Annotated in this window: 21 protein-coding genes and 3 pseudogenes; 13 read left to right on the top strand and 11 right to left on the bottom strand. The window is 58.7% G+C overall.

The features are described from left to right. Positions 1 to 236: pseudogene (locus tag ACZAHD_RS07145) on the bottom strand (class I SAM-dependent methyltransferase); the annotation flags it as partial. A gap of 101 nt (positions 237 to 337) precedes the next feature. Then, a complete protein-coding gene (locus ACZAHD_RS07140) occupies positions 338 to 2,083 on the bottom strand; it encodes an alpha,alpha-trehalase (RefSeq protein WP_462456155.1) in 1,746 nt (581 codons plus the stop codon). A gap of 225 nt (positions 2,084 to 2,308) precedes the next feature. Here ACZAHD_RS07140 and ACZAHD_RS07135 point away from each other — a divergent pair, with 225 nt between their 5' ends. From ACZAHD_RS07135 to ACZAHD_RS07115, 5 genes are all read left to right on the top strand, one after another. Further along, the gene (locus ACZAHD_RS07135) at positions 2,309 to 3,202 is read left to right on the top strand and encodes an alpha/beta hydrolase (RefSeq protein ID WP_462456154.1); all 894 of its coding nucleotides are present in this window, start codon (positions 2,309 to 2,311) and stop codon (positions 3,200 to 3,202) included. Between the two features lie 204 nt (positions 3,203 to 3,406). After that, on the top strand, positions 3,407 to 4,846 hold the full coding sequence (locus tag ACZAHD_RS07130) for a circularly permuted type 2 ATP-grasp protein (protein WP_462456153.1): 1,440 nt from the start codon (positions 3,407 to 3,409) through the stop codon (positions 4,844 to 4,846). After that, a complete protein-coding gene (locus ACZAHD_RS07125) occupies positions 4,840 to 5,769 on the top strand; it encodes an alpha-E domain-containing protein (protein WP_462456152.1) in 930 nt (309 codons plus the stop codon). The genes ACZAHD_RS07130 and ACZAHD_RS07125 overlap by 7 nt, the downstream gene beginning before the upstream one ends. Then, complete coding sequence (locus ACZAHD_RS07120) at positions 5,766 to 6,581, top strand: transglutaminase family protein (RefSeq protein WP_462456151.1); 816 nt, start codon at positions 5,766 to 5,768, stop codon at positions 6,579 to 6,581. The genes ACZAHD_RS07125 and ACZAHD_RS07120 overlap by 4 nt, the downstream gene beginning before the upstream one ends. Positions 6,582 to 6,598: 17 nt before the next feature. After that, positions 6,599 to 7,339, top strand: a complete 741-nt coding sequence (locus tag ACZAHD_RS07115; protein ID WP_462456150.1) for a peptidase — start codon at positions 6,599 to 6,601, stop codon at positions 7,337 to 7,339. Here ACZAHD_RS07115 and ACZAHD_RS07110 read toward each other — a convergent pair. Further along, a pseudogene (locus ACZAHD_RS07110) lies at positions 7,336 to 8,090 on the bottom strand (AraC family transcriptional regulator). The gene ACZAHD_RS07115 and the pseudogene ACZAHD_RS07110 overlap by 4 nt on opposite strands. A 95-nt stretch (positions 8,091 to 8,185) precedes the next feature. On the opposite strand from ACZAHD_RS07110, the pseudogene ACZAHD_RS07105 reads away from it, so the two are divergent. Continuing rightward, positions 8,186 to 8,455 (top strand): annotated as a pseudogene (locus ACZAHD_RS07105) (MFS transporter); the annotation flags it as partial. Positions 8,456 to 8,569: 114 nt separating this feature from the next. On the opposite strand, the gene ACZAHD_RS07100 reads toward ACZAHD_RS07105, so the two are convergent. Genes ACZAHD_RS07100 through ACZAHD_RS07080 form a run of 5 tightly spaced genes read right to left on the bottom strand, consistent with a single transcriptional unit; the run spans position 8,570 to position 13,601 of the window. Next, positions 8,570 to 9,655 carry an ABC transporter ATP-binding protein gene (locus ACZAHD_RS07100; protein ID WP_462456149.1) on the bottom strand — a complete coding sequence of 362 codons (1,086 nt, stop codon included), beginning with the start codon at positions 9,653 to 9,655 and terminating at the stop codon, positions 8,570 to 8,572. Beyond that, on the bottom strand, positions 9,642 to 10,604 hold the full coding sequence (locus ACZAHD_RS07095) for a carbohydrate kinase family protein (protein ID WP_462456148.1): 963 nt from the start codon (positions 10,602 to 10,604) through the stop codon (positions 9,642 to 9,644). The genes ACZAHD_RS07100 and ACZAHD_RS07095 overlap by 14 nt, the downstream gene beginning before the upstream one ends. Positions 10,605 to 10,606: 2 nt before the next feature. Further along, entirely contained in the window at positions 10,607 to 11,446 is an 840-nt protein-coding gene (locus tag ACZAHD_RS07090; protein ID WP_462456147.1) for a carbohydrate ABC transporter permease, read from the bottom strand. Next, the gene (locus tag ACZAHD_RS07085; protein ID WP_462456146.1) at positions 11,436 to 12,344 is read right to left on the bottom strand and encodes a carbohydrate ABC transporter permease; all 909 of its coding nucleotides are present in this window, start codon (positions 12,342 to 12,344) and stop codon (positions 11,436 to 11,438) included. Before ACZAHD_RS07085 ends, ACZAHD_RS07090 begins: the two co-directional genes overlap by 11 nt. Before the next feature lie 9 nt (positions 12,345 to 12,353). Next, positions 12,354 to 13,601 (bottom strand): extracellular solute-binding protein, encoded by a 1,248-nt coding sequence (locus ACZAHD_RS07080; protein WP_462456145.1) that lies wholly within the window; start codon positions 13,599 to 13,601, stop codon positions 12,354 to 12,356. A gap of 211 nt (positions 13,602 to 13,812) precedes the next feature. Here ACZAHD_RS07080 and ACZAHD_RS07075 point away from each other — a divergent pair, with 211 nt between their 5' ends. After that, positions 13,813 to 14,985, top strand: a complete 1,173-nt coding sequence (locus ACZAHD_RS07075) for an ROK family transcriptional regulator (protein WP_462456144.1) — start codon at positions 13,813 to 13,815, stop codon at positions 14,983 to 14,985. 111 nt (positions 14,986 to 15,096) lie between these two features. Here ACZAHD_RS07075 and ACZAHD_RS07070 read toward each other — a convergent pair whose 3' ends face one another. Continuing rightward, on the bottom strand, positions 15,097 to 15,540 hold the full coding sequence (locus ACZAHD_RS07070) for a 6,7-dimethyl-8-ribityllumazine synthase (protein WP_462456143.1): 444 nt from the start codon (positions 15,538 to 15,540) through the stop codon (positions 15,097 to 15,099). Between the two features lie 454 nt (positions 15,541 to 15,994). Here ACZAHD_RS07070 and ACZAHD_RS07065 point away from each other — a divergent pair, with 454 nt between their 5' ends. Both ACZAHD_RS07065 and ACZAHD_RS07060 read left to right on the top strand, forming a co-directional pair. Then, positions 15,995 to 16,981, top strand: coding sequence for a fatty acid desaturase (locus ACZAHD_RS07065; protein ID WP_462456157.1), 987 nt, complete (start codon positions 15,995 to 15,997; stop codon positions 16,979 to 16,981). Further along, entirely contained in the window at positions 16,971 to 17,759 is a 789-nt protein-coding gene (locus ACZAHD_RS07060) for a phosphate/phosphite/phosphonate ABC transporter substrate-binding protein (RefSeq protein WP_462456142.1), read from the top strand. Before ACZAHD_RS07065 ends, ACZAHD_RS07060 begins: the two co-directional genes overlap by 11 nt. A 324-nt stretch (positions 17,760 to 18,083) precedes the next feature. Here ACZAHD_RS07060 and ACZAHD_RS07055 read toward each other — a convergent pair whose 3' ends face one another. Together ACZAHD_RS07055 and ACZAHD_RS07050 are read right to left on the bottom strand one after the other, a co-directional pair. Further along, on the bottom strand, positions 18,084 to 18,782 hold the full coding sequence (locus ACZAHD_RS07055) for an RluA family pseudouridine synthase (protein ID WP_462456141.1): 699 nt from the start codon (positions 18,780 to 18,782) through the stop codon (positions 18,084 to 18,086). A gap of 184 nt (positions 18,783 to 18,966) precedes the next feature. Then, on the bottom strand, positions 18,967 to 20,001 hold the full coding sequence (locus ACZAHD_RS07050; RefSeq protein ID WP_462456140.1) for a malate/lactate/ureidoglycolate dehydrogenase: 1,035 nt from the start codon (positions 19,999 to 20,001) through the stop codon (positions 18,967 to 18,969). Positions 20,002 to 20,340: 339 nt separating this feature from the next. On the opposite strand from ACZAHD_RS07050, the gene ACZAHD_RS07045 reads away from it, so the two are divergent. Genes ACZAHD_RS07045 through ACZAHD_RS07030 form a run of 4 tightly spaced genes read left to right on the top strand, consistent with a single transcriptional unit; the run spans position 20,341 to position 24,147 of the window. Further along, on the top strand, positions 20,341 to 21,348 hold the full coding sequence (locus ACZAHD_RS07045; protein ID WP_462456156.1) for an ABC transporter substrate-binding protein: 1,008 nt from the start codon (positions 20,341 to 20,343) through the stop codon (positions 21,346 to 21,348). A 1-nt stretch (position 21,349) separates the two neighbouring features. Then, positions 21,350 to 22,204 (top strand): ABC transporter ATP-binding protein, encoded by an 855-nt coding sequence (locus ACZAHD_RS07040; RefSeq protein ID WP_462456139.1) that lies wholly within the window; start codon positions 21,350 to 21,352, stop codon positions 22,202 to 22,204. Next, complete coding sequence (locus ACZAHD_RS07035) at positions 22,176 to 23,042, top strand: ABC transporter permease (protein WP_462456138.1); 867 nt, start codon at positions 22,176 to 22,178, stop codon at positions 23,040 to 23,042. The genes ACZAHD_RS07040 and ACZAHD_RS07035 overlap by 29 nt, the downstream gene beginning before the upstream one ends. Positions 23,043 to 23,070: 28 nt before the next feature. Next, entirely contained in the window at positions 23,071 to 24,147 is a 1,077-nt protein-coding gene (locus ACZAHD_RS07030; RefSeq protein ID WP_462456137.1) for an iron-containing alcohol dehydrogenase family protein, read from the top strand. The last annotated feature ends 21 nt before the right edge of the window (positions 24,148 to 24,168 follow it).

Raw genomic sequence — 24,168 nt, 5'->3', positions numbered from 1 at the left:
CTGGCCAGCGCCAGCGAGACGGTACCCGGGCCGCAGCCCATATCGAACAGGCTGCTGGCACCGAGTAAATCAATTTTTGCCAGCAGTTGCTGCAGATAGCTGTCGATGACCGGGGTATCGACGATGGCGATGTTTTCCGCCCGGGCATCCCAGTGGGCAGGCGGTTTCTCCTTCCGTCCCGCCAGAGCGAGTTGCTGTTGGTAGAGGTGGGCAAAATCGATATCGTCAATCAACATGAGAATCTTCCAGCAAAGCGGGTGATCTGAAAACAGCAGACTAACGCGATTGGGGGCTGGGGGGGAGAAAAAACGCGGCGGTGAGCCCGCCGCGGGTGGAGTTACGGCACCGTTTTTTTATCCGCTTCGGCGACGGCATCGTTGGCGGCTGGCTGGGGGCTGACGGCGGCTGTGGGTTTTTCCACATTGTCGACCGGGCGCGAGGCTGGCAGTGAATCACACGGTTTCTCTTGTGGGCAAACCAGATCCAGCATTTTCAGCGTCACGCCGTTGGTCCAGCCAAAACCGTCCTGCAGCGGATATTCACCACCGCCACCGCCGGTGCCTGTCGAGCTGACATCATACTTTTCGACCAGCTTTTGTTGACTGTCGTAGGTATGCTGGACGTTGCTGAGAAAACGCCAGCTCACCTCCATAGCCATTTTCTGCTGGCCGTAGTTTTGCAGCCCCTGGGCGGCAACCCACTGCAGCGGTGCCCAACCGTTCGGCGCATCCCACTGCTGACCGCTGTGCACAGTGGTGGTGGTTAACCCTCCGGGTTTCAGTAGCCGCGATTCCGCCGCTCTGGCAACCTTCGCCGCCCGCTCACGGGAAGCGGCGTTGACATACAGCGGGAACAGGGCCGCGGCGGTTAACTGATTACGGACCTTATGGGTCTTGAGGTCATAATCGGCGTACCAGCCCGATTTATCATTCCACAAATATTTTTCTAGTGCCTTCTGTCGGTCGTTGGCCAGGGCATCGAACTGCGCCGCTTTGGCGCTGTCGCCGGCGGCTTTGCTGGCGCGTGCGAGAGTTTTCTCCATATGGAACATCAGGGCGTTGAGATCGACCGGCACGATGCTGGTGGTGCGGATAGTCCCCAGTTTTTTCGGATCATCCATCCAGCGCGAACTGAAATCCCAGCCCGAGGCGGCGGCAGAACGCAGATCGCGATAGATCTCGGTTGCCGGACGATTCGGGTTGTTCCTGGCGGTAGTGACATCATCGAGCCACGATTCCGGACGCGGCGTATCGTTATCATCCCAGTAGCGGTTCAGCAGCGCGCCATCTTCCATACGCACTACCCGCTGGTTGGCTTTTCCCGGCTCCAGCGTATCGGCGCCATTCATCCAGTACTGGTACTCTTTTTCCATCTGCGGCAGCCAGGTTTTCAGCACCTGATCGCCATCATGGGTCGCGAGGAGCTCCACCATAAACGAGAAAAATGGCGGTTGTGAGCGGCTCAGATAGTAGCTGCGGTTGCCATTGGGGATGTGGCCCCAGGCATCGATCTCCGCGGCGAAGTTGCTCACCATATCCTCAATTTTATCCCAGTGCCCGCTCTCCGCCAGGCCCAGCATGGTGAAGTAGCTATCCCAGTAATATACTTCACGGAAGCGGCCACCAGGAACCACGTAGGGCTTGGGCAGCGGCAGCAAAGAGTCCCACTTTTCGACCTCAACGGTACTGCGGGTCAGTACCGGCCACAAGCCGTCGATATGCTGACGCAGCGTCTGGCCTTTCGGCGGAATGTAGCGATCGTCGTCTTTCGGCAGGGTGAAATTAAGCTCGACGAAATGGCGCAGGTCGAAGCTGGTCTGGTTTTTTTGCATGCGATAGTCGGCGAGGATCATGAGCGGGTCGCTATTAGGGATCGCATCGGCAAAGGTTTTCTGGTCGGGGAAGAGCCTGGCGTTTTGCACATCATTAAACAGCGGGCCGAGCATCACATCCGGAGATGGCGGAACGGGTTTGGTTTCCGCGGCCTGGGCGGTCAGCATCGAAAAAGCGAAGATCGCGCCTCCGAGCGCCAGATGTAAAGCGTAAGGTAACGTTGCGGGACGATGTGAAACCGATCTCGTCATGGGGAATTCTCCTTAGTATTTCAGACGGTCTTGCCACTGCGTTTGACCATCAGAAAACCTTAGACGAATATCCGTCAACCGGGGTGTTGCAGGTATCATTTTGCGTGAAAACCGACAATTTACCTGCCTGATCGGGCAGACAAGCGATAATAAAAGAGCCGTGGCGAACGCCATCTCAACGCGCTGCGCTGTTATCGGTTGAGCAAAATCTGAGGAGATCTGTGGGTGAATCGACGTCATTTTCTGCTGTTCAGCGTGGCATCACTGTGGGCGGCGGCACGAGTTGAGGCCAGCGATCAGCGGAAGGAGGTGCTCAGTTTATGGCCAGAGGAACCGCCGGGCGGCGGCGGGCCATCGGGGGCGCCGTGGTTTTCTACACGCGGTGCGCTCAGTCATATTTCCCGGCCACAGCTGGCGGTGTGGCGACCGGCGGTACCTCGCGGTCATGGCGTGTTGATTGCCGCCGGGGGCGGCTACCGGCGTATCGAAATGGCGAAAGAGGCCTGGCCTGCCGCGCGTTGGCTGACGACACGCGGCTATACCGCCTACGTCCTGAGCTACCGGCTTCCCGGCGAAGGGTGGGGCGCCGGTGCCCTGGCGCCGTTGCAGGACGCCCAGCGGGCGCTGCGGCTGATTCGCGCGCGGGAGGAACAGGTCAGCCTGCTGGGGTTTTCCGCCGGCGGGCATCTGCTGGGCATGGCGGCCTGCCGGGCCGATTTTGCCGCCTATGCGCCGCAGGATATCCTTGATGACCATCCAGCTCGTGCCGATAAGGCCGCGCTGATTTATCCGATTATTTCGTTGATGTCGCCCTATAGCCATACTGCGACGCACCGGATGCTGGCGGGAGTCCATGCCTCAGAGGCCGTTGACCGCGCCTGGTCGGTGCAGACCTACGTCAATTCACAAACGCCGTCCTGTTTTCTGGTCCAGGCGGAAGACGATTCGGTGTCCGATCCGCATAACACCCTGATCATGGCCGCCGCCTGCCGGCAGTATCAGGTACCGGTCAGCCTTTATCGCTATGCTCATGGCGGACATGGTTTTGCCATGGGGCGTCCCGGGACCCCGACCGTCGAGTGGCCGGAGCATTACGCACGCTGGCTAAACGGGAGCTAACCGGATGGCGCAGACGCGCGGCATTTGCTTCATCGTGGTGCAAAACGGGCGTAGCATCGGCTATCACGGGGATTATTTTGTTGCACAATAAAGCGGCGCTTTGCGGGGAATTGCACTCGTCTTTCGCCATCGATTACCTGGCATAATAAATGCTTATCTCTATGCGGGGGACCCCCAACGTGAGTATAACCGGAGGAGACGGCCATGATAAAAATAACGCTTCCTGACGGGCATTATTATGACGAGATGCTGACCGCGGAGGGCCAGCAGCGTCACCACTATAACGCCTGGTGGCAATGGTTTCACAACACCGATCAATTCTCTATCCGGCAAAAGAAAGAGCAGGCGGAGCTGCTTTTTCACCGCATCGGCATCACCTTTAATGTGTATGGGGAAGATGAAGGTACCGAGCGTTTGATTCCGTTTGATAGTGTCCCGCGCATTATTCCTGGCGGAGAGTGGAAAAAGATCGATCGCGGCATTCGTCAGCGGGTCAAAGCGCTGAACGCTTTTTTGTACGATATCTACCACGAGCAAAACATTCTGCGCGCAGGGCTGATTCCGGCGGAGCAGGTACTGGCCAATGAACAATATCAGCCCTGTATGCAGGGAATAAACCTGCCCAATAATACCTATGCCCACATTACCGGCGTCGATATGGTGCGCAACAGCGACGGCCAGTATTACGTGCTGGAGGATAACCTGCGTACCCCGTCAGGGGTCTCGTATATGCTGGAAAACCGCAAAATGATGATGCGTCTCTATCCAGAGATGTTTGAAAATCATCATATTGCGCCGGTAGAGCGCTATCCGGGCTACCTGCTGCAAACCCTGCGTGAAAGTTCCCTCGTGGACGATCCCTGTGTGGTGGTGATGACGCCGGGGCGCTTTAACAGCGCCTATTTCGAACACAGCTTCCTCGCCCAGCAGATGGGCGTTGAGCTGGTAGAAAGTGCCGATTTGTTTATTAAATCGGGCGCAGTCTACATGCGCACCACTGAAGGGCCGCGACGGGTGGATGTGATTTACCGACGTGTTGATGACGCCTATCTCGATCCGCTGGCTTTTCGCGCCGACTCAATGCTCGGCGTGCCTGGCCTGCTGTCGGTGTATCGCGCTGGCGGCGTCGTGCTGGCTAATGCGATTGGCACCGGTGTGGCGGACGATAAGTCGATCTATCCCTTCGTGCCGGAGATGATCCGTTTCTATCTTGGCGAGCAGCCGATACTGAACAATATTCCAACCTGGCAATGTCGTAAGCCGGAGGATTTGCAGTACGTACTGGGGAATCTGGAGAGGATGGTGGTCAAGGAAGTTCACGGCGCCGGGGGATACGGCATGCTGGTGGGGCCACGCTCAAGCAAAGAAGAGCGGGAGATGTTTCGCCAGCGTCTGTTGGCCAATCCGGCTAACTATATCGGGCAGGATACCCTGGCGCTGTCAACCTGTCCGACCTTCGTGGAAGGCGGCCTGGCACCGAGGCATATCGATTTACGTCCGTTTGTGCTCTCTGGCCAGGAGATTCGCCTGGTGCCCGGCGGCCTGACGCGGGTGGCACTCACCGAAGGTTCGCTGGTGGTGAACTCATCGCAGGGCGGGGGCACCAAAGATACCTGGGTGATGGAGGATGATGAATCATGCTGAGTCGGACTGCGAGTGAACTTTTCTGGATGGCGCGCTACCTTGAGCGCGCGGAAAGCTATGCCCGGGTGCTTGATGTGACGTGGAAACTGTCGATGATCCCACGACACAGCCAGCAGTCACGGGATCTGGCCCTGCCGCTGAATTTGTCCTTAACCCATGAACTGTTTCAGGCGCGACATGCGCGCTTCACCATGAGCAATTTGCTCAATTTCTTCGCACTCGACGGCAACAATCCCTACAGCATATACAGCTGCGTGGAGATGGCCTGGAACAACGCGCATGCGGTTCGTGGCAGCCTGTCCGCCGAGGTGTGGGAGTGCATCAACGCCACGCGCATTGAACTGCGCCAGCTCCGCCAGCGGGGGATTAGCGAACTGGGCACCGACGGCTTTTTCGATTGGGTAAAGGAGCGGGTGCATCTGTTTCGCGGCGCGGTGTTGGGGACGCTGCTGCGCAATGACGCCCTGAGTTTTATTGGTATCGGCACCCTGATTGAACGGGCCTACGCCACCACACAACTGCTGTTGATCAAGGATCAGCAACTGAACAACGATCCGGATTCGGTACGCGAATACTACCGGCTTGATACCCTGCTTAACGCGGTCAGCGCCCGTGAAGCCTACAACAGTATTTTCCGCCAGCCAGTCACCCGGGAGACCGTGATGGAGCTGCTGATTTTGCGCAACGATGTGCCGCGATCCCTGCGCGCCTGTATCTCCGACCTGGTTGGTCAACTGGAGCATATCGCAAATGACCGCTCACACCTGCCGCTGCGCCTGGCGCATCAGCTGAATGTCGATTTGCGCTTCAGCACTCGCGACGATCTGGCGGGCGCCGATTTACAAAGTTATCTCAACGGACTGCTGGCGCGAATTAATGCTCTGTCCGACAGCATCAGACAAACTTATCTGGAGGCGCTATGAAACTGGTCATCGATCACCTGACCCGCTATGGCTACGATGAAGAAGTGAAGTTTTCGACCCAGTATCTGCGCCTGACGCCACGCAGCACCGGGCGGCAAATCATTACCTCCTGGACGCTGACCTTGCCGGAGGGGGCGGCGGTGAAGACCACCGACACGTGGGGCAATGTCCTGCATGTGTTAACGCTCGACAATCCCCACAAAGAGATTACCATCCGTGCCAGCGGGATCGTAGATATTGCTGAGGACAGCGAACAGAGCGATGCGGCGGAAGCGGAGCTGCTCTCTCCGCTGGTCTATTTACGCTGTACGCCGCTGACCCGCGCCGACGATAGGATCCGCGAGTTTGCTCTGCGCCTGTATCGCCGCGATGAGCCGGAGGAGAGTCTGAATCAATTGATGGCGGACCTGCTGCTAAGAATGCCATACTCACCGGGAGCCACGCAGGTGCACGACTCTGCCGCAGACGCCTTTGCCAGGGAAAAAGGTGTCTGCCAGGATCATACTCACGTCTTCCTTGCCTGCTGTCGCGCGCTGGATATCCCGGCACGCTACGTCAGCGGCTATGTTTACAGCGATAATGCCCGACATGTCGCGATGCACGCGTGGGCAGAGGTATGGGTGAACGGACGCTGGCAATCTTTTGATATCACCAATAATACCCGTAAACTGAACCAGCACCTGCGGCTGGCGACCGGGCTGGACTATCTTGACGCCTGCCCGGTGCGCGGTACCCGGCTGGGCGGCAGCGGGGAAATAATGCTAACCAACGCTGAAGTGCGCGAACATTCGCAACAGGCACAACAGCAATAAAGCAGGAACAAATAACGATGACCTACTGTGTGGCCATGTGTTTAGCGGATGGACTAGTTTTTGCCTCAGATTCCCGAACTAACGCGGGAGTGGATCATATTGCGACCTTTAAGAAGCTCCATGTCTTCGCCGAGGAGGGGAAGCGAGTCATGGTGCTGCAGTCCGCGGGTAATCTGGCCACCACCCAGAGCGTCATAAGCCTGCTGAGTTCGCGGATTGCGACTCAGCAGGAGCCTAATCTGATGCAGGTGAGCTCGTTGTATGACGCGGCGATGCTGATCGGTAAAACGTTGCAGGAGGTGATTCAGCGCGACAGCAGCAATCAGCAGCACTGCGGCAACACCAATTTCAACTGCAACCTGCTGCTGGGCGGGCAGATCGCGGGGGAAACGCATCGCCTTTTCCATATCTACCCGGAAGGCAATTTTATTGAAGCCTCGTACGACACACCTTATTTCCAGATTGGCGAGAGCAAATACGGCAAGCCGATTATCGACCGGGTGCTCAGCCGGGAGACATCGCTGGAGCAGGCGATGTGCTGTGCGCTGATCTCGATTGATTCCACGTTGCGTAGCAATCTCTCCGTTGGCCTGCCGCTGGACACGCTGCTGTACCGCAGCGGGAGTTTGAGCGGCGCCGGCCAGCATCGCATCACCGAAAGCGACCCATACTTCAACACGATTCGCAAGGCGTGGTCGGAAGGATTGCAAAACACATTCCTGACCTTACCGCCCTATGCGCCTGACCGCGAACGCTAATGGCGGGGCTGCGGTGAAAAATAGCGCCCCGGCGTCATGCCGGTCATGGTGCGGAAAAAGTAGATAAAGGCGCTGTCGCTGGCGAAATCCAGCGCCTGCGCGGCATCGGTAATGCGTTCCCCGGTGGTCAGCAGCGCCACCGCCTTCATCAGGCGCCACTGCTGATAACTCATGCCGGTATCGCGACGGAAAATCCGGCTGATGGTCTTTTCGCTGGCTCCGCAGCGGACGGCAAGCTGCTGCAACATCGGCGGCAGCGCCTCGCCGGCGAGCAACGCCAGACGCTTATCCTGAGGCAGGGCGAGCATCCTGCGTCGCGCGGCACAGTTCCGCTTCGGCACAGTGCGGCGAGGTGCCAGCAGATACCGTCCTGCCAGTCGCTCTCCCACGGGCTGGCGGCTATCTGCTCCAGGAGTTCGCGCAGCAGCGGGCTAACGTTGAGGATTGCCGGCTGCTGCGGGAGGGGAGGATAGTGGCTCGGGTGAAACCACACCGAGCGATAGTCGACGATGCTTTTCATCTCCGCACGATGGTCCATGCCGGCCGGTATCCAGGCCGCCCGCAGCAGCAGGCACAATAGTGCGCCGTTGTTGAGGGTCAGTCGTATGCAGCCCTGACGGGTAAAAAGCACCTGGCCCATCTGGTGCAGGTGGCTGCCGGAATCATGTTGACCCAGCGCCGAGCACACGCCAATCACCCTGTTATGCAGATCGTCCGGATTGAATATCGCATTCGCCTCACGCCAGGCCATGATGTCTGATTTCCGATATAAAAAGTCGTTATGTTTATAATGTCCGATTCACGGCCCGCCTACACTAGCGCCTCTTAATGGTCCAGGAGGTGGTGATGTTCGGACGTTCGGCGATGGTGCTGGTCACCGCATTATTGATGTTCCCGCAGATCGTAGAGACGATTTACAGTCCGGCGCTGGCTGATATCAGTCGCTATTTTTCCGTCAGTGCGGCAGAGGCGGCGCAAACCCTGTCGCTTTACTTTATCGGCTTTGCCGTCGGCATGCTGTACTGGGGGCGATTCAGCGACCGGCATGGCCGGTGTCCGGCTCTGTTGGGGGGTCTCGCGGTCTATGCCCTGGGCTGTGTGCTGGGGCTGGCGGCAATCGCTGGCAGGGGCGCTGATCGCGTGTGCCAGCGTAAGCTGCATCGCCGGGCTACGCTACGGCGGCTGTTTGCGCGACACGCGGGCGGGGGCGACATAACCCACCCGCATGGCTCAGTGCGTAAACGCCAGTCGTTCGCCGCTGGCGGCATCGAAGAGATGGATTTTCTCGCGTCGCACCGCCAGTGACAAGGGCTGACGGAGAGTCGCCTCAAGACGACCGGCGACCTGGACATGGAGCGGGAAGCCCTGCCAGTCGAGATGCAGCAACGTAGATTCACCGGTGACCTCGACAATATTAACGATCCCCGACAGCCCTTCGGCGGCAGGCTGAATATCCTGCGGACGCAGACCGACGATCACCGGCGCCTGACCCTGCTGCATCGCCGCCGGATACCAGCGTTCAGGCAGCGCCAGCCACAGTTCGCCGCACTGCACGCCGGGCTGACCATCGCGCCAATGAATCTTCCCCTCCAGCAGATTCATCGGCGGGGAGCCGATAAAACGTGCCACGAAGGTGTTGCAGGGGCGATCGTAGATCTCCAGCGGCGCCCCCTGCTGCACAATCTCGCCATCGCGCATCACCACGATCTGGTCGGCAAGCGTCATGGCTTCAACTTGATCGTGGGTGACGTAAATCATGGTGGCGTTAAACCGCTGGTGCAGGGATTTGATCTCGGCCCGCAACTCCATGCGCAGCTGAGCATCGAGGTTGGAGAGCGGTTCATCGAACAGAAAGACCTGTGGATTACGCACCATTGCCCGGCCCATAGCCACGCGCTGGCGCTGGCCGCCGGAGAGCGCGCGCGGGTAGCGGCTGAGCAGCTTATCGATACCCAGAACACTCGCGATATGTTGAATCTTGTTTTTCTGTGTCGCCTTGTCGACTTTTTTGACCTGCATATGGAAGGCGAGGTTTTCCGCCACCGTCAGATGGGGATAGAGCGCGTAGCTCTGAAAAACCATGGCGACATCGCAGTCCGCGGGGTCGAGATCGTTGATTGGGCGGTTGTTCATCAATATCGTTCCCGCGGACAGACTTTCCAGTCCGGCCAGCAGGCGCAACAGCGTTGATTTCCCACAACCGGATGGCCCCACCAGCACCGTGAAGCTCCCGTCCGGAATGGTCAGATCCAGCGGCTGCAGCACCGTCTGTTTACCGTACTCTTTGGCGACGTTTAGCAGTTCAACGCGGGCCATAGTCGACCTCCTCGATATGATGTTGCAAGGTTCGCCAGTCGGGATAGCGACGCGGGGATGAACCGATCGCATAAGCGGCAACGGCGTTACCCCAACGTAACGCCCGTGAGGCCGACTGACCATTTAACAAACCGGCAAGAAACCCGGCATTAAAACTGTCTCCGGCGCCGATGGTGTCGATGACCTCGACCGATTTCACCGGTGCGTGATGCCCCTGGTCTGCCGTCCACCACCAGGCACCATCGGCACCGCATTTGACAATGCAGCCGCCCCGGCCGCTGAGATGTGCCGCCAGCGTGCGGGCCGCTGCCGGGAGAGAGTCCTGGTTCGCCAGGCCGAGCGTTTCGACCTCATTGAGCAGCAGCCAGTCGCAATCGCCGAGCCAGCAGTGGGTTGCCTCACGCAGCGCGTTGTCCCAGTTGTGCGGCGGCCAGCCAGTATCGACCGCTACCTGGAAACCGCGTTCGCGCAGCGTCGTCAGCAGGCGCGGATAGTCCGGCAGCAGCGCGGTGCATAAGAAGGTGCCGCACAGCAGCAGAATATCGCCGGGCGTCGCCCGAGCCGGGAGCTGAGTCAGAATATCGTCCGCGGATAAGCGGGTGATATGTCCGTAGTTGCTGAGAAACGAACGTTCTTTGTCGGGATGGGTCACCGCCACCGTCAGCGAGGTCTCGCAGGGATACTGGGGCCAGCGTTCGGCGCTGCCGGGAAACTGGGCCGCCAGCCAGGCGGTAAAGGCGTCGTCACCCTGACAGCCGACGGTGCAGTGGGGGATCTGCATCGCCGCGGCCGCCAGCGCGCAGTTGCCCGCAGAACCGCCGGGGCGCAGCGCACTGTGTTCCAGCATCACCTCCGTGCCGGGAGCCGGCCAGTGCGCGAGGGTACCCATAATTAAGTCAATATTGTAATTACCTGCGATATAGAGCACAGGCGCGGTGAGCATTTGCATAGTTATCCTTTACTTCCACCTTGAGTAAGACCGCTGACCAGCGTTTTTTGTAGCCAGATGGCGATAAACAGCGGCGGGACCGAGGCGAGAATACCGACTGCCGCCACCAGTCCGTCATCGGTGGCGCGCCCGGCGGTAAATCCGGCAATGGTAACCGGCAGCGTCTGGGCGGCAATGTTGCTGGTAAACAACAGCGAATAGAAAAACTCGTCCCAGGCCAGCAGCCAGCCGAACAGCGCCGACGCCCCCAGCATGGGTTTTGCCAGTGGCAGGGTGATGCGCAGCAGCACCTGCCAGACCCGCAGACCGTCGAGTCGGGCGGCCTGCTCAATATCCTGCGGCAGCGCGTCGAACTGATTTTTCACCATCCAGGTGAGAAACGGCATAATCAGCGAACAGTAAACCAGTACCAGCCCGCTGCGGGTATTCAGCAGCCCGAAGTGTTCGAGAATAAAATAGAGCGGCAGCACGAAGGCCACAGGCGGCACCATATAGATACCGAGCCCGGCGTATAGCCAGCCGTCGCGCCCAGGGTAGCGCGAGAAGCTGAAGGCGGCGGGCACCGCCAGCAGCAGCGACACCAGCGTCGCGCCAACGGCAACCAGCAGGCTGTTGCGCAGGGCGGGGAGAAACAACGCGCCGGGCTCACCGGGCTGCAATGACAGCAGACGGGCGTAGCGGCTGAAGTCCCACTGGCGCGGTAGCCACTCCAGCGGCACCCGGGTCAGGTCGGCTGCGGCGCTGACGCTCATCAAAAAGAGCCACGCCATCGGCGCAAGTATTGACAGCGCGACCAGCAGGGCCGCCAGATAGCGCAGCAGAATACGCAGTTTACGTTTCATAATCAGTGCTCCGACGGCGCTGACGAAGCAGCATAAACAGATACAGGGCGATCAGCAGGGCGCACATCAAGGTCATCAGGATGGCATACGCCGCGCCGCTGCCCGCCCGCAGATAGCTAAAGGACTCCTGGTAGACGAAGAAACTCAGTGTGCGGGTACTGTCCAGCGGCCCGCCGCGGGTCATCACATAGATGATATCGAATACCTTAAACGCGTCGATGGTGCGCAGGATCAGGGCCACGCCGAGTGGGGCCGCGATCGCCGGGAAGGTAATGGCGCGAAAACGCCGCCATGACGAGGCACCATCAAGGCGAGCCGCTTCGTATAAATCCTCCGGAATGGATTGCAGCGCGGCCAGCACCAGCAGAGTGACCAGCGGATAATTCTTCCAGATATCCGCCAGCATCACCGCGTTGAGGGCCGAATCCGGTGACCCCAGCCAACTGCGGTAACCGTCGATAATGCCCCATTGACTGAGCAAGGCGTTAATACTGCCGTAGTCTGGGTTGAAGTTGAGCCGCCACATCATCGCGTTAACGATAGTCGGCAGCGCCCAGGGCAAAATGACCAGCACCCGCAGGAGATTGCGCCCGACAAATGGCTGATTGAGCAACAGCGCCACCAGCACGCCGATGACCCCTTCAATGGCCACGGAGGTCACGGTGAAATAGAGCGTGCGGGCGAAAGCGGCGCGAAAATCCGGGTCGGTTAACGCGTAAAGATAGTTATCCAGCCAGACGTAATTCGTCGCATCGCCATTTCCCACCAGTGCGATGTCGGTAAAACTCAGCCACAGGGTGCGTGCCAGTGGCCAGGCCGTTAGCAGAAACATCGCGATCAGCATGGGGGCCAGAAGCACCCATGCCTGACGCCGCTCGCGTTGTTGCAAACTCAGCATCAAATGTCCTTAACGCAGGCGCGCCGCGCTTTTGTCGACGGATTGCATTGCGGCGTCCGGGGCGGTTTTGCCCTGCAGGACAGCCTGAAGCTGCTGCTGTAAAGCGTTGGAGAGTCGCGAGTAGTCTGCGGTTTCCGGACGCGACAGCATCACGTTCAGCGATTTATCCGCTGCGGCGATCAGGCTCTCCTGGCCTTTCGCCACGGCCGGGTCGTGATAGGAGGATTTCCACACCGGCAGGCTCAGCTTCGCGTATTTATCCTGCACCGGCTGCGAGGTCAGATAGTGAATATACTGCCACGCCTGTTCCGGATGCTGGCTGGCTTTGGCAATACCTAACCCCATTGACCCGTTCACCGCCCCGGGTTTGTCCGGCGTATCGCCGGGCGCCGGAATAATACCGACATCGCCCGCCACCTTACTTTGTTTCGGGTCGTTGGCCATGTTGTACATATAGGTCCAGTTCAGGGCGAATGCCGCATCGCCGTTGGAGAAGGCCTTGCGTACATCCTCTTCCAGATATTCGCGGGAGGCCGGATTGCTCAACCCGTCATCCAGCGATTTCTTCATCAGCGTAACCGCTTTCAATGACGCCGGGGTGGAAAAATCCAGTTTGCCGTTCTGATAAAACTGCCCGCCAAACCCGGAGACGAGGGTGGTGTAGTCGCATACCAGCGCTTCTGCCTGTGACCAGCTCCATACCAGCGGGTATTTCACAATGCCTTTATCCTTGATGATTTTGGCGTCGTCCAGCACCTGTTGCCAGGTGGTCGGTACCTGCTTGATCCCGGCTTTGTCCAGCATCGCTTTGTTGTAGTAAAGATACTTGGTGTCGAGGATCCACGGCATGCCCAGCGTTTTGCCTTTGTACACTACGGTATTCATGGCGCCGGGGAAGATTTTCTCCCGTTCAGTGGCAGGAATACGTGCTGAGACATCCTGCAGAAGATCGAAGTGGCTAAATTCGGCAGGCCAGATGGCATCGAAGAGCACCACGTCGTAGCCGTTGCCGCCGGCGCCGCGCGCGGCAACGATTTTGTCATGCAACGCTTCGTAGGGGACGAACTCAAGGTTGATTTTGATATCCGGGTTTTGTTTTTCGAAGTCGGCGGTCATGGCTCGAATGTCATTTTCGCTGTATGCCGCCTGGGTCATAAACAGCGCGTTAACCTGAGTGGTGGCTGCCGCCGCACTCCCGCTGATGACCAGCATAGCCAGCAGACCGGCTTTAATCCGCAATGCACTGTGGTAGTTCATGTTGCTCTCCGCTGTCCTGAAAAGAGGAAGATGATTTATTAAATCAATTTGATTGATTTAATCGGGGCGACAATACGTCCCAAACGTCATTCGTGGCCCTTGGCATAAGCGTAGCAAAGCTTGTGCCACCCGAAAGGTGGGAGGAGAATGTCGTTGCGAGAATTGTGACGCTGGCTAGAATTGCAGCATGATGCGACCAGGAAGGGACAGAATGAAAACCTCGGGAACGAACCTTGAACATGCGCGTGTACACAACCGGCGGGTGGTGATTGAGGCCGTGCGTCTGCACGGTACATTAACCCGGGCGGAGCTGGCGCGAATTACCGCGCTGACGCCGCAAACGGTCTCCAATATTGTTGCCGAACTACAGCAGATGGCACTGCTCACCAGCCATGAACCGCGCCGCGCGGCAGGGCGCGGTCAGCCAGCGGTGCCGGTGAGTCTGAACCCCGCCAGCGCGTGGTCAATCGGGATCCATCTTGACCATCAAACTTTGATCATCGTGCTGGTGGATCTCACCGGCGAAGTTCATTTCCGCCGACTCATTCTGGTGCAAAAGCCCCAACCTGGTGCCACCTTTGCCCGCATTGCTGAGGTTGTGCAGGAGATGAAAGCGCTACCCGGGCTCGACTGGAGCCGGGTGCTGGGCATTGGTGTGGTAATGCCTGGGCCGTTTGGCGTGGAGGGCATTTCCTCGACCGGGCCGACCACGCTCAACGGCTGGGAAGGGGTGGATGTGGCGTCGGAGCTGGAGCGGATAAGTGGTCTGCCGGTCACTCTGGAAAATGACGCCACGGTGGCAGCTATCGGCGAGCGCTTCCACGGGGTGGCGCGCCAGTTGAATTCGTTTGTTTATCTGTATATCGGCACCGGGCTGGGCGCCGGGATCTTCACCGACGGCCATATTTATACCGGCCACGCCCACAATGCCGGAGAGGTCGGGCATATCGTGGTGCAACCTGGAGGGCGCGCCTGTTACTGCGGCAATCAGGGCTGCCTTGAACGCTACGTTTCCTTGCAGGCAGCCTATGAGTTTTGCGGCCTCGATCCCAACCGGGCACTGCCGGAGGATTTGCTGGCGGTGGAGGCGTCGCTGTTCGATCGGTGGGTGGAGACGGCGTTACCGTCGCTGCGCCAGGCCATCAATTTGCTGGAGTGTGTTTTCGATGCGGAAACGGTGGTGGTCGGCGGCATGATGCCCGCGCCGCTGCTGGAGAAAGTGCTGGCCCGCCTGCCGCCGCTGTATCAGTCGGTGCGTGGGCGCTATCTCCCGGCAATGCGGGTGAAAATGGGGATGACAGGCACCGACACCGCCGCCCTCGGCGCTGCCGCACTGCCGATCTTCGATGAGTTTAATCCGCAGTTTGAGGCATTGATGAAGTAGGCCCGCCGCGGTTCAGTTCAGCAACGTCCGGACCGCGTGTCGCGGATGAGCCCACGAAAAAACGACCGGTGGGGCTCATCGTTAGCGAACAACGCGGTTAAATGCGTGAATTCACTCTTTCACCAGCGGCAGGTTGTGGATCTGAAGTACCGCTCTGGCGGCTTCCTGGCCCTTTTTGACGAAATGCTGGCGGTAAAAATCGATGAACTCGTCGGCAGGCTGGAAGTTGTGCGGCGTCAGAGATACGGAGAACATCGGGACTTCTGTCGCCAGCTGGGCCTGCATCAGACCACTGACCACCGCCTGGGCGACAAAGTCATGGCGATAGATGCCGCCATCAACCACCAGCGCGGCGCACACGATGGCATCATAGCGTCCGCTTTTTGCCAGCTTCTGGGCCAGAAGCGGCATTTCAAATGCGCCAGGGACATCCCAGCTGTCGAGCGAATAATCAACCAATTGACGTTCCAGCTCTTGCTGAAAACCGCTCTGCGCCTGGCTGACGATGTCACTGTGCCAGTTGGCTTTGATAAAGGCGACGTTTAACGATGACATGACATACTCCTGTAAAATGGCCGCATCAGGCGAGTCAAAGAATGTTGACCTTCAGGTCTTATACTCCGCGAACAATTTCAGGCGCCCACCGGGTGAGGCGATGCGCTCAATTGGTCGGTTCAGGCGTTTTAACACGGAGCTCGGGTCCGATCTCATTATCCAAAAGCGCTACCGCATCCAGCAGCGGTTCGGACAGGATCCGGCCGTTAACATTATACTGTAATGTCAAGAGACGATAGCCGTTTTTATCCGCCGCGTGCTGCGGAAAATCCCGTCCCGGGGCGGCGGGCGGCGCGGCTGCCGCATGGCGGCAGGGCACGCTACCCTGTCGGGTGGAAAAATGCCCGCATCACCATTTTCTGGCAAAGCTAAGTGATTTAAATGCTTTGTTATTTCCCGCGTTTTCTCACATTTTGCTGGAGGCAAAAGTGACGCGGAGAGAGTACCGGTAGTGATGACACAGCACTCGTCGAAGTATCTGCATCAGCAGCAGCGCAATTTGATTCGCCAGCTTTCCCGCCGCTGGCTGTGGCGTAGTGAACTGCCCACCTGGATATTAATTATTGCGGTTTACAGCGGCTGGTTTATGACCCTCGCCTGCTGGCAGACGCTGGGGCTTTTTCCGGCGACTGTGCTGCTCATCTGGTTTACCGCCTGGTATATGTCGTTGCAGCATGAGCTGATCCACGGCCACCCAACGCCCTGGCGGTGGTGTAATCAACTGTTGGGCACGTTACCGCTGGCGGTGTGGTATCCCTACGGGCTGTATCGCGACTCGCATCTGGCGCACCACAATAATGATCGACTGACGCTGCCGGTGGATGACCCCGAATCGTACTATTTTAGCGCTGAAAGCTGGCGCCGTTTCTCGCCCTGGCAGCGTAAAGTCATACATTTGCGCAATACCTTTTTCGGCCGTCTGCTGCTGGCCCCGCTGTTGGATATTGTGCAGACGCTCGTCAGCGCGACGAACGCCTTTCGCCAGCGACAGAGCAGAGCGATGGCCATGTGGCTGGTTCGCGGCGGATTGCTGGCTGCTCTTCTGATGTGGATGGCGCACTTTGATTTTTCGCCGCTCTATTTCGTGGTGGTCATCAGCTACCCGGCGCTGGCACTGACCAAAATTCGCTCCTTCTTCGAACACCGGGCCGCTGATGACCCCCTTGCGCGCTCGGTCATTAATGAGGCCGGGCTGCTGTGGCGGGTGTTGTTTCTTAATCTTAACTACCATTCCGTGCATCATGACCTGCCCGGCTTGCCGTGGTACGGTCTGAGAAAAATCTATCTGCTGGAGCGGGAACACTACCAGCAGCGTAACCAGGGGTTCGTGGTACGTGGCTATGGCGAGTGGCTGGGCACCTTTTTCTGCAGCGCGGTGGCGGTTAACGCCCATCCGGGGATTGGGAAAGCCTCCCTGGCAGGAGAGAGTGATGAGTCATAGCGTGCATTTCCCGATGTATGCGGTGCATCTGCAGGAGAATCAGGCGTTAGAAGCCGCAGTGCGGGCGCTGTTGCTTGCCCGGGGCATCACCGTGAGTTCGTCGTCACCGTCGGACCTACTCTCGCACTGGTGTCAACCGGATCTGCTGCTGAGCCAGACCTGCGGCTATCCGTTGGTTACCATGCTGCCGGAGGTGCAGACGGTGGGCTGTTTTCACTATTCGGCACCGGGCTGCGAAGGGATGGATTACCGAAGCCTGCTGGTGGTCCGTGAGGCGGATAATGCGCGGCAGCTCGCCGATTTCCGTGGGCGGTGGGCGATCTGTAATGCGCCCGATTCGCATTCTGGCTACAACGTGTTACTGAAAATGGTGACTCCACTCGCCCATGAGGGGCGTTTTTTTTCCGGGGTCAATTTTAGCGGCAGCCACCGGCAGTCGCTGATCGGCTTACAGCAGGGTGCGGGCGATATTGCTGCCATCGATTGCGTTAGCTGGGCGCTGCTGGCACGTCACGAGCCTGCCGTGCTGGACGGCTTGTGTGTTATCGGCCATACGCCGTCTGCGCCAGGGTTGCCGCTGATTACCGGGTCGCAAACCTCAGCGCAAACCCTGGCCGGTTTGCGATCGGCGCTGCGCCAACTGGTCAGCGATGCGCAATATCGTGAGCGCTGCGGCGCGCAGTTTATCTGCGGTTTTAGCCCGGTGACCCGGGAACCCTATTCCCGGCTACTGGCGTGGCGCGAAGAGGCGCGACAACAGGGCGTGCTGCAACTTTAAAAGCGCGGTGAAGGGCCAGCTTTCTGCGGGCGGGGAGCCGACGGCTATCGGGCAAAGCCATTGTCTGCCGCAGGTAAGCCCCGTGAGTCCCCCGGAGCGGGTCGGTTCCATTGAAGGACTATGGTTTATCAAAAGCACCACATTATGATTATTGGTATCGGTCAACAGGTCGGCTAAACGTATAGAAAACAGACAGTCAAAACGTCAATTTGATGTTCAATAAATGATATTTAATTGTTACCTGGTCGACATGTTCGGATCAGAGGGCCGGAACGCCTGGTAATAAAGCGTCAGCGCTGCGGTATCCGCTCGCCGTCGCGAGATTCAGAACGGAGCACCGCTGTGCGCGCTGACGGGCTCGCCGCTGACAGGGTGAACAAAGTGCAGTTCGCAGGCATGCAACATCAGCCGCGGCGCGTGTGCGCTGCCCGGCCACGTCAGGCCATCGTAGAGATCGCAGCCCAGAATCGGGTGCCCCAGTAGCTGGCAATGGATGCGCAGCTGGTGGGTACGCCCGGTTTCCGGGAACAGTTGTACCCGGCTTAGCGGCAGCAGGTCGCCCTCTGCAGCTTCGCGGGAGAGGCGCTCTGTCACCCGGTAGCGGGAGCGGGCGGGTTTGCCGTTGATGGCGCAAATCGCCATCCGTGGAAAGCGCGCCGGATCTTTGGCAATGGGGGCATCGATCATCCCTTCATCCTCACGGAGATGCCCGCACAGCAGCGCGCTGTATATCTTACTCACAGAACGCTGGCTGAACTGATGGCACAGCGCGGCATTGATCGCTTTATTTCTTGCCACCACCATCAGCCCGGAGGTGCCAAAATCCAGACGGTGAACGAGGGTACAGCCAGGAAATTGCTGCACTAGCCGATGGTGCACCGAGTCGAGATTTTGCGGATTTTTCCCCGACAGGCTGAGCAGCCCGGCGGGTTTATTGATCAGCAGCAGGTGCTCGTCCTGATAAAGGATCCCGACGGGTTCGTGACAGGGCGGGGCAATAAACGTATCGACAATGGTGGACATGCGCTGGCGTCTGAAAAGGGTGGAGGCGGATAATAGCGAATTTTCCGGCCGCTGGCGATTGCGGTGATGAGCAGGAGGAGGAATACCGCCAGGCCTCTTGCCTGATAACGTAATGAACACCGTCTTCACCGGCGGGCGGTACGGCGCCGGGCTACCGGGTCGGCGGATTAACGACTTTATTATCTCAAGGGTGCGGTGTCGATAAGGCGCCTTCCAGCGCTTTGAACTGCTGCCAGCTAACCTCATCAATTTCAATACCGTGCTGCAGACGAAATTGCCGCTGCCGTTGCTCTGCCTCGCCGGGCAGCAGCAGCTCGTCGTCATCCCGTGATGTTCGGGTCCATGCGAGCATGTCGGCCACCGCCTCGGCGTAGCGCTCGCCCGCGCCGAGCAGGGACGGGTCGAAGACAATCGACAGCATATTGTTGATGATGCCGGGCCCTGCGGGGGGCGGAGCGCTTTCGGTTTCGCCGTCGGTTAACGCCGCGCCGAGCAGGCTGCAGATCAGCGCCAGGCCGGAACCTTTATGGCCGCCGAAGGCCAGCAGCGCGCCGAGAGGCTCCTGCATCAGCCAGCGCGGATCGCGGGTCGGGTTGCCAGCGCTATCCACGGCGCAGCCCGGCGGCAGCTCCCGTCCCGTGTTCCAGGCGATCCGCGCTTTGTTGCCGGCAATGGTACTGGTCGCGAAATCAAGCACTAAAGGTGGCCTGCCGGCGACAGGAATACCGACGCAGAAAGGGTTGGTGCCGAACCGCGGACGCTGGCCGTTAAAGGGCAGCACTACGGAGCGGGCGCCGACGTTAGCGAAGTGTAAGGATACCAGCCCCTGCGCCGCCGCCTGTTCTGCCCAGGCACCGATACGCCCGAGATGATGGGTCTGCGCCAGCCCCATAATACAAACACCAAACTGCCGCACCCGTAAAATGGCCTGTTCCATGGCCAGCCGACCGGTCAGTTGACCAAAACCATTGCCGCCGTGAAACGAGATCACGGGCCCGGCATCACGAAGCAGTTTTGGGGTGGCCTGCGGATCGAGTTCTCCGGCCAGTATGGCCTGGATATAACGGGGAATAAGCGTGACCCCATGTGAATCATGGCCTTGCAGAGACGACTCGACGAGATTATCCGCCACTTCACCGGCGACCGCCTTTGCTACCCCAGATGCCATCAGGTGCTGGCGTAAATAGCGCCGCAGCTCCTCATGATTAAAAACCGGCATAACCGCTCCCTGTTTTTCCACTCAACAATATGAGCGGCAAACTATAGCGCCGTTTATTTCTTAACATAACGACAGAAACTGACTTTATATATCTGGAAAACGCATAGTGATAACCGGGTGTTAATTATTCCGGGTAAAATAGACGGCGATGTCAGTGTCCTGTTATCAGCTGGCGCGGCTCCGGGCTCGCGGGAATAATATATAGCAATAAATAATTTATTAATCTTGAAAAATGGCGGCAGGATAAATCTTTATTTTTAAAAACGCCTCAGAACAGCATGGCGGACAGCGGGTTGATTATTGACGGGAGCTAAAATGAATTTACGACGAGGCAACGGGATGTCTTACATAGGGAAACGGTCGGCAACGGTTTTATTCCTGTTCACTACTCTGCTGGCGGCGAGCGGTGTCAGGGCAGAGGGCACTATCGGTATTGCCCAACAATATGGCATTGGCTATCTGATTCTCGACGTGGTGAGAGATCATCAGCTAATCGAAAAGCATGGCAAAGAGCAGGGGCTGGATATCAAAGTCGAGTGGCGCACGCTTTCCGGGGCCACCGGACTCAATGAAGGGCTGCTTTCCGGCGCGCTGGACGTGGTGGCCGCCGGCGTTCCGCCGGCACTGATGCTGTGGGACCGCACCCGCGGCAAGCAGAATGTGAAAGCTATCGCGGCCCTGGGATCGATGCCGAACTACCTGCTGAGTAACAATCCGGCGGTGCAGAGCGTCAAGGATCTGAGCAGCAAAGACCGTATCGCGGTTCCTGCGGCCGGCGTGGGTTTTCAGTCGCGGACCCTGCAGATAGAGACCGCACGACTGTTTGGCAACGCTGACTATAAGCGTTTCGATAATATTACGGTCAGCCTCCCGCACCCTGACGCCAGCGCGGCGTTAATCGGCGGAAAATCGGAAATTAGCGCCCATTTCTCCAGCCCGCCTTTTCAGTATCAGGCGCTTGAACATGCCGGTATTCATAAAATATTAAGTTCTTATGATGTATTAGGCGGACCGGGAACCTTTAATTTACTCTATACCACGCAGAAGTTTCATGATGACAATCCAAAAACCTATCGGGCTTTTTTCGCCGCCTTAGCGGAAGCGGAGAAAATCATTAAAGCGGATAAGGCCGGGGCCGCGCAATCCTATATTCGGGTGGAGAAGTCTAAGCTTCCGGCGGCGTTTATCGAGAAAATGATCGCGGATCCGGAAAATAACTTTACCATTACTCCCCAGCGGACATTTGTCTATGCCGACAAGTTGTATCAGCTGGGGATACTGAAACACCAGGCCGAATCCTGGAAAGATTATTTCTTCAGCGAAGCGCATACTCTGCCGGGGAGTTGATATGTCTGAACTATCCGTCACATTACCGCCGCCTCTGCTGCACGTTGAGGGCGTTAATCTGCAATACCGCACCCGCGAACGGCTGGTGCAGGCCACCCATGACGTCAGTTTTGAAGTCTGGCCGGGGGATCGGTTTGTTCTGCTGGGGCCTTCCGGCTGCGGAAAATCCAGTTTACTGAAAGCCATTGGCGGCTTTTGGTCTCCGGTCTCCGGGACGATCCGCCTGGCGGGAGAAACGGTGAATCGTCCCGGCCCCGATCGGATGATGGTTTTTCAGGAGTTTGACCAGTTGCCGCCGTGGAAAACGGTGGCAGAAAACATCGCTTTCCCGCTGATCGCCAGCCGCCGGGCGGGGCGAGCGGAAGCGATGGAGCGCGCGGAGTACTTCCTGCATAAGGTGGGGCTCGGCGCGTTTCGCCATGCCTACCCTAATACGCTCTCCGGTGGGATGAAGCAGCGGGTCGCCATTGCGCGCGCGCTGGCGCTGCATCCCCAGGTTCTGCTGATGGACGAACCCTTCGCCGCCCTCGATGCGCTGACCCGGCGCAAAATGCAAGAGGAGCTGCTGAGCCTGTGGGAAGAGGTGCGGTTTACACTGCTTTTTGTCACCCATTCGATCGAAGAAGCGCTGATCGTCGGCAGCCGGGTGCTGCTGCTGTCGCCACATCCGGGGCGGGTGAAGGCCGAGTTGAACTGTCATCAGTACACGCTGGCGGACGCTGGTGGGGAAGGGTTCCAGACCGACGTTGCGCGGATCCACGACCTGTTATTTCCACCCTCGGCATCACCCGAGGTCGGCGCAACGGATCATCATTCAGGGAGTCAATATGAGCAACCTACCTCCTGTCCGGCCTGAATATCAACGCGAGTTGCCGCCGCTGGAGAATTTCACCCTGGCCGAACCGCTACCTCTGTTCGTGCGGCTGGGAAATCAGGCGTGGCTGCGCAAATCCCTGCTGCTGGTGGTGCTGATCGCCCTATGGGAAGGGGCGGCGCGCTGGCAAAACAATGACCTGATGTTCCCCGGTTTCTGGCAAACCTTTACCGCCCTGCAGGAGGACATCGCGAGCGGCGAGCTGCTCCGCCGGGCGTGGCTGTCGATAAGTTTGCTGCTAAAAGGCTATTTGTTGGGCACGTTTCTTGCGCTGCTCATCAGCGCGTTGGCTATCTCGACGCGCATTGGCCGGGACTTACTGAGCACCCTGACGGCGATGTTTAACCCGCTTCCCGCCATCGCGCTACTGCCGCTGTCGCTGCTGTGGTTCGGCCTTGGCAACGCGAGCCTGGTGTTTGTGATCGTCCATTCGGTGATCTGGCCCATGGCGCTGAATACCTGGTCCGGCTTTATGAGTGTGCCGGAGACGCTGAAAATGACCGGGCGTAACTATGGATTAGTGGGATGGCGATACGTGGTGTGGATCCTGATCCCCGCCGCGTTGCCGGCGCTGCTCTCTGGGCTGAAAATCGGCTGGGCCTTTGCCTGGCGCACGCTGATTGCGGCGGAACTGGTGTTTGGCGCCTCAAGCGGCAGCGGCGGACTCGGATGGTACATTTTTCAGAACCGCAATGAGATGTATACCGACCGGGTGTTTGCCGGGCTGGTGATGGTCATCGCCATTGGTCTGCTGGTTGAAGGGCTGGTGTTTGCGACCGTGGAAAGGCTAACGACCAAACGCTGGGGCATGCAGAACTAGCGCCGGAAGAGAAGGGAGAAGAACGCTGATGATAGCGATGAAAGTGCCGGAAAATTATCTGCAGCAGGCGGGGGCGATCGACAAAGTCGGGGAATACGTTGCGCCACTTGCCCGCCGGGTATTGCTGGTGACCGGGAACCAGGCTTTTGGCGTGGCCGGAGAGGCGCTGTGTCGGAGTCTTCAGCGTGCAGGTATCGGTTTTGACGTCGCCCGTTTAACCGGGAAATGTATTCTCGCGACCCTGCAAAATCTGGCGCGTCAGGCGCAGGAGAGCAATGCGCAAGGCGTTATTGGCCTCGGGGGCGGCGCGGTGATGGATACGGCAAAAGGCGTGGGGGAACTGGCCGGGCAACTGCCGGTGATTCAGGTGCCTACGGTGGCGGCAACCTGCGCCGCATGGTCGCCTTTCAGCGTGCTTTATCACCCACAAGGCGGGCATAGCGGCAGCCTGCCACTGCGGCGCTTTCCTGCCTGGATCCTGGTGGATAGCGAGATCATCGCCGCCGCGCCGCTGCGTTTTTTAAAAGCCGGGATTGTGGATGCGCTGGCGAAATGGTTCGAGTTCAGCCCCTATCAGTCGCCAGACGGCGATGCGCCCGGTCTGACGCTGCAGCTCAAGTTTTCCGCGATGGCACTGGAGGTGTTTGAGTCGTCGGGTATGCAGGCGCTGGAGGATAACCGCTGCCAGCGGGTGACCCGGGAGTTAGTGCAGACCATCGATGCGGTGATTGCTTTCGCCGGGCTGGCTAACAGCGTTCGTGATGAGAGTCAGCGGATTGGCGTGGCCCATGCGATTCACAACAGCATGACCCATCAAGAGGCGTTTCATCACTGGCTACACGGTGAGAAGGTGGGCTACGGGCTGGCCGTACAGGCGGTACTGCAACACCGTGACCCGGCCGATCGCGAGCCGCTGCTGGGCTGGCTGCGGCGGATGGCGGTGCCGCTAACGCCTGCGGAGTGGGGACTCGGCGATCCGCTCCCCCTGCTGGAGGGCATTGCGGCGGGGGTGAAGATTAAGCCTGAAGCGCGTGAGCATCTGCCGTTCCCGGTGGATAGCGCCAGCCTGCAACAGGCGCTGCTGGCGACCCTGAAGGGGCAGTAGAGGGTGAACGCCCGCACGGAT

This window comes from Raoultella sp. (assembly GCF_039594335.1).
Lineage (GTDB): Bacteria > Pseudomonadota > Gammaproteobacteria > Enterobacterales > Enterobacteriaceae > Klebsiella.
The sequence above is the reverse complement of the archived record's forward strand: the minus strand, read 5'-3'. Positions and strand labels throughout refer to the sequence as shown.

Excerpts from the sequence above, each read along its gene's own strand:
- ACZAHD_RS07130 (WP_462456153.1), top strand. The coding sequence starts at position 3,407 with ATGATAAAAATAACGCTTCCTGACGGGCATTATTATGACGAGATGCTG.
- ACZAHD_RS07090 (WP_462456147.1), bottom strand. The coding sequence starts at position 11,446 with ATGAAACGTAAACTGCGTATTCTGCTGCGCTATCTGGCGGCCCTGCTG.
- ACZAHD_RS07055 (WP_462456141.1), bottom strand. The coding sequence starts at position 18,782 with ATGTCCACCATTGTCGATACGTTTATTGCCCCGCCCTGTCACGAACCC.
- ACZAHD_RS07120 (WP_462456151.1), top strand. The coding sequence starts at position 5,766 with ATGAAACTGGTCATCGATCACCTGACCCGCTATGGCTACGATGAAGAA.
- ACZAHD_RS07045 (WP_462456156.1), top strand. The coding sequence starts at position 20,341 with ATGTCTTACATAGGGAAACGGTCGGCAACGGTTTTATTCCTGTTCACT.
- ACZAHD_RS07040 (WP_462456139.1), top strand. The coding sequence starts at position 21,350 with ATGTCTGAACTATCCGTCACATTACCGCCGCCTCTGCTGCACGTTGAG.
- ACZAHD_RS07085 (WP_462456146.1), bottom strand. The coding sequence starts at position 12,344 with ATGCTGAGTTTGCAACAACGCGAGCGGCGTCAGGCATGGGTGCTTCTG.
- ACZAHD_RS07075 (WP_462456144.1), top strand. The coding sequence starts at position 13,813 with ATGAAAACCTCGGGAACGAACCTTGAACATGCGCGTGTACACAACCGG.
- ACZAHD_RS07060 (WP_462456142.1), top strand. The coding sequence starts at position 16,971 with ATGAGTCATAGCGTGCATTTCCCGATGTATGCGGTGCATCTGCAGGAG.
- ACZAHD_RS07095 (WP_462456148.1), bottom strand. The coding sequence starts at position 10,604 with ATGCAAATGCTCACCGCGCCTGTGCTCTATATCGCAGGTAATTACAAT.
- ACZAHD_RS07050 (WP_462456140.1), bottom strand. The coding sequence starts at position 20,001 with ATGCCGGTTTTTAATCATGAGGAGCTGCGGCGCTATTTACGCCAGCAC.
- ACZAHD_RS07115 (WP_462456150.1), top strand. The coding sequence starts at position 6,599 with ATGACCTACTGTGTGGCCATGTGTTTAGCGGATGGACTAGTTTTTGCC.
- ACZAHD_RS07035 (WP_462456138.1), top strand. The coding sequence starts at position 22,176 with ATGAGCAACCTACCTCCTGTCCGGCCTGAATATCAACGCGAGTTGCCG.
- ACZAHD_RS07030 (WP_462456137.1), top strand. The coding sequence starts at position 23,071 with ATGATAGCGATGAAAGTGCCGGAAAATTATCTGCAGCAGGCGGGGGCG.
- ACZAHD_RS07065 (WP_462456157.1), top strand. The coding sequence starts at position 15,995 with ATGACACAGCACTCGTCGAAGTATCTGCATCAGCAGCAGCGCAATTTG.
- ACZAHD_RS07080 (WP_462456145.1), bottom strand. The coding sequence starts at position 13,601 with ATGAACTACCACAGTGCATTGCGGATTAAAGCCGGTCTGCTGGCTATG.
- ACZAHD_RS07070 (WP_462456143.1), bottom strand. The coding sequence starts at position 15,540 with ATGTCATCGTTAAACGTCGCCTTTATCAAAGCCAACTGGCACAGTGAC.
- ACZAHD_RS07100 (WP_462456149.1), bottom strand. The coding sequence starts at position 9,655 with ATGGCCCGCGTTGAACTGCTAAACGTCGCCAAAGAGTACGGTAAACAG.
- ACZAHD_RS07140 (WP_462456155.1), bottom strand. The coding sequence starts at position 2,083 with ATGACGAGATCGGTTTCACATCGTCCCGCAACGTTACCTTACGCTTTA.
- ACZAHD_RS07125 (WP_462456152.1), top strand. The coding sequence starts at position 4,840 with ATGCTGAGTCGGACTGCGAGTGAACTTTTCTGGATGGCGCGCTACCTT.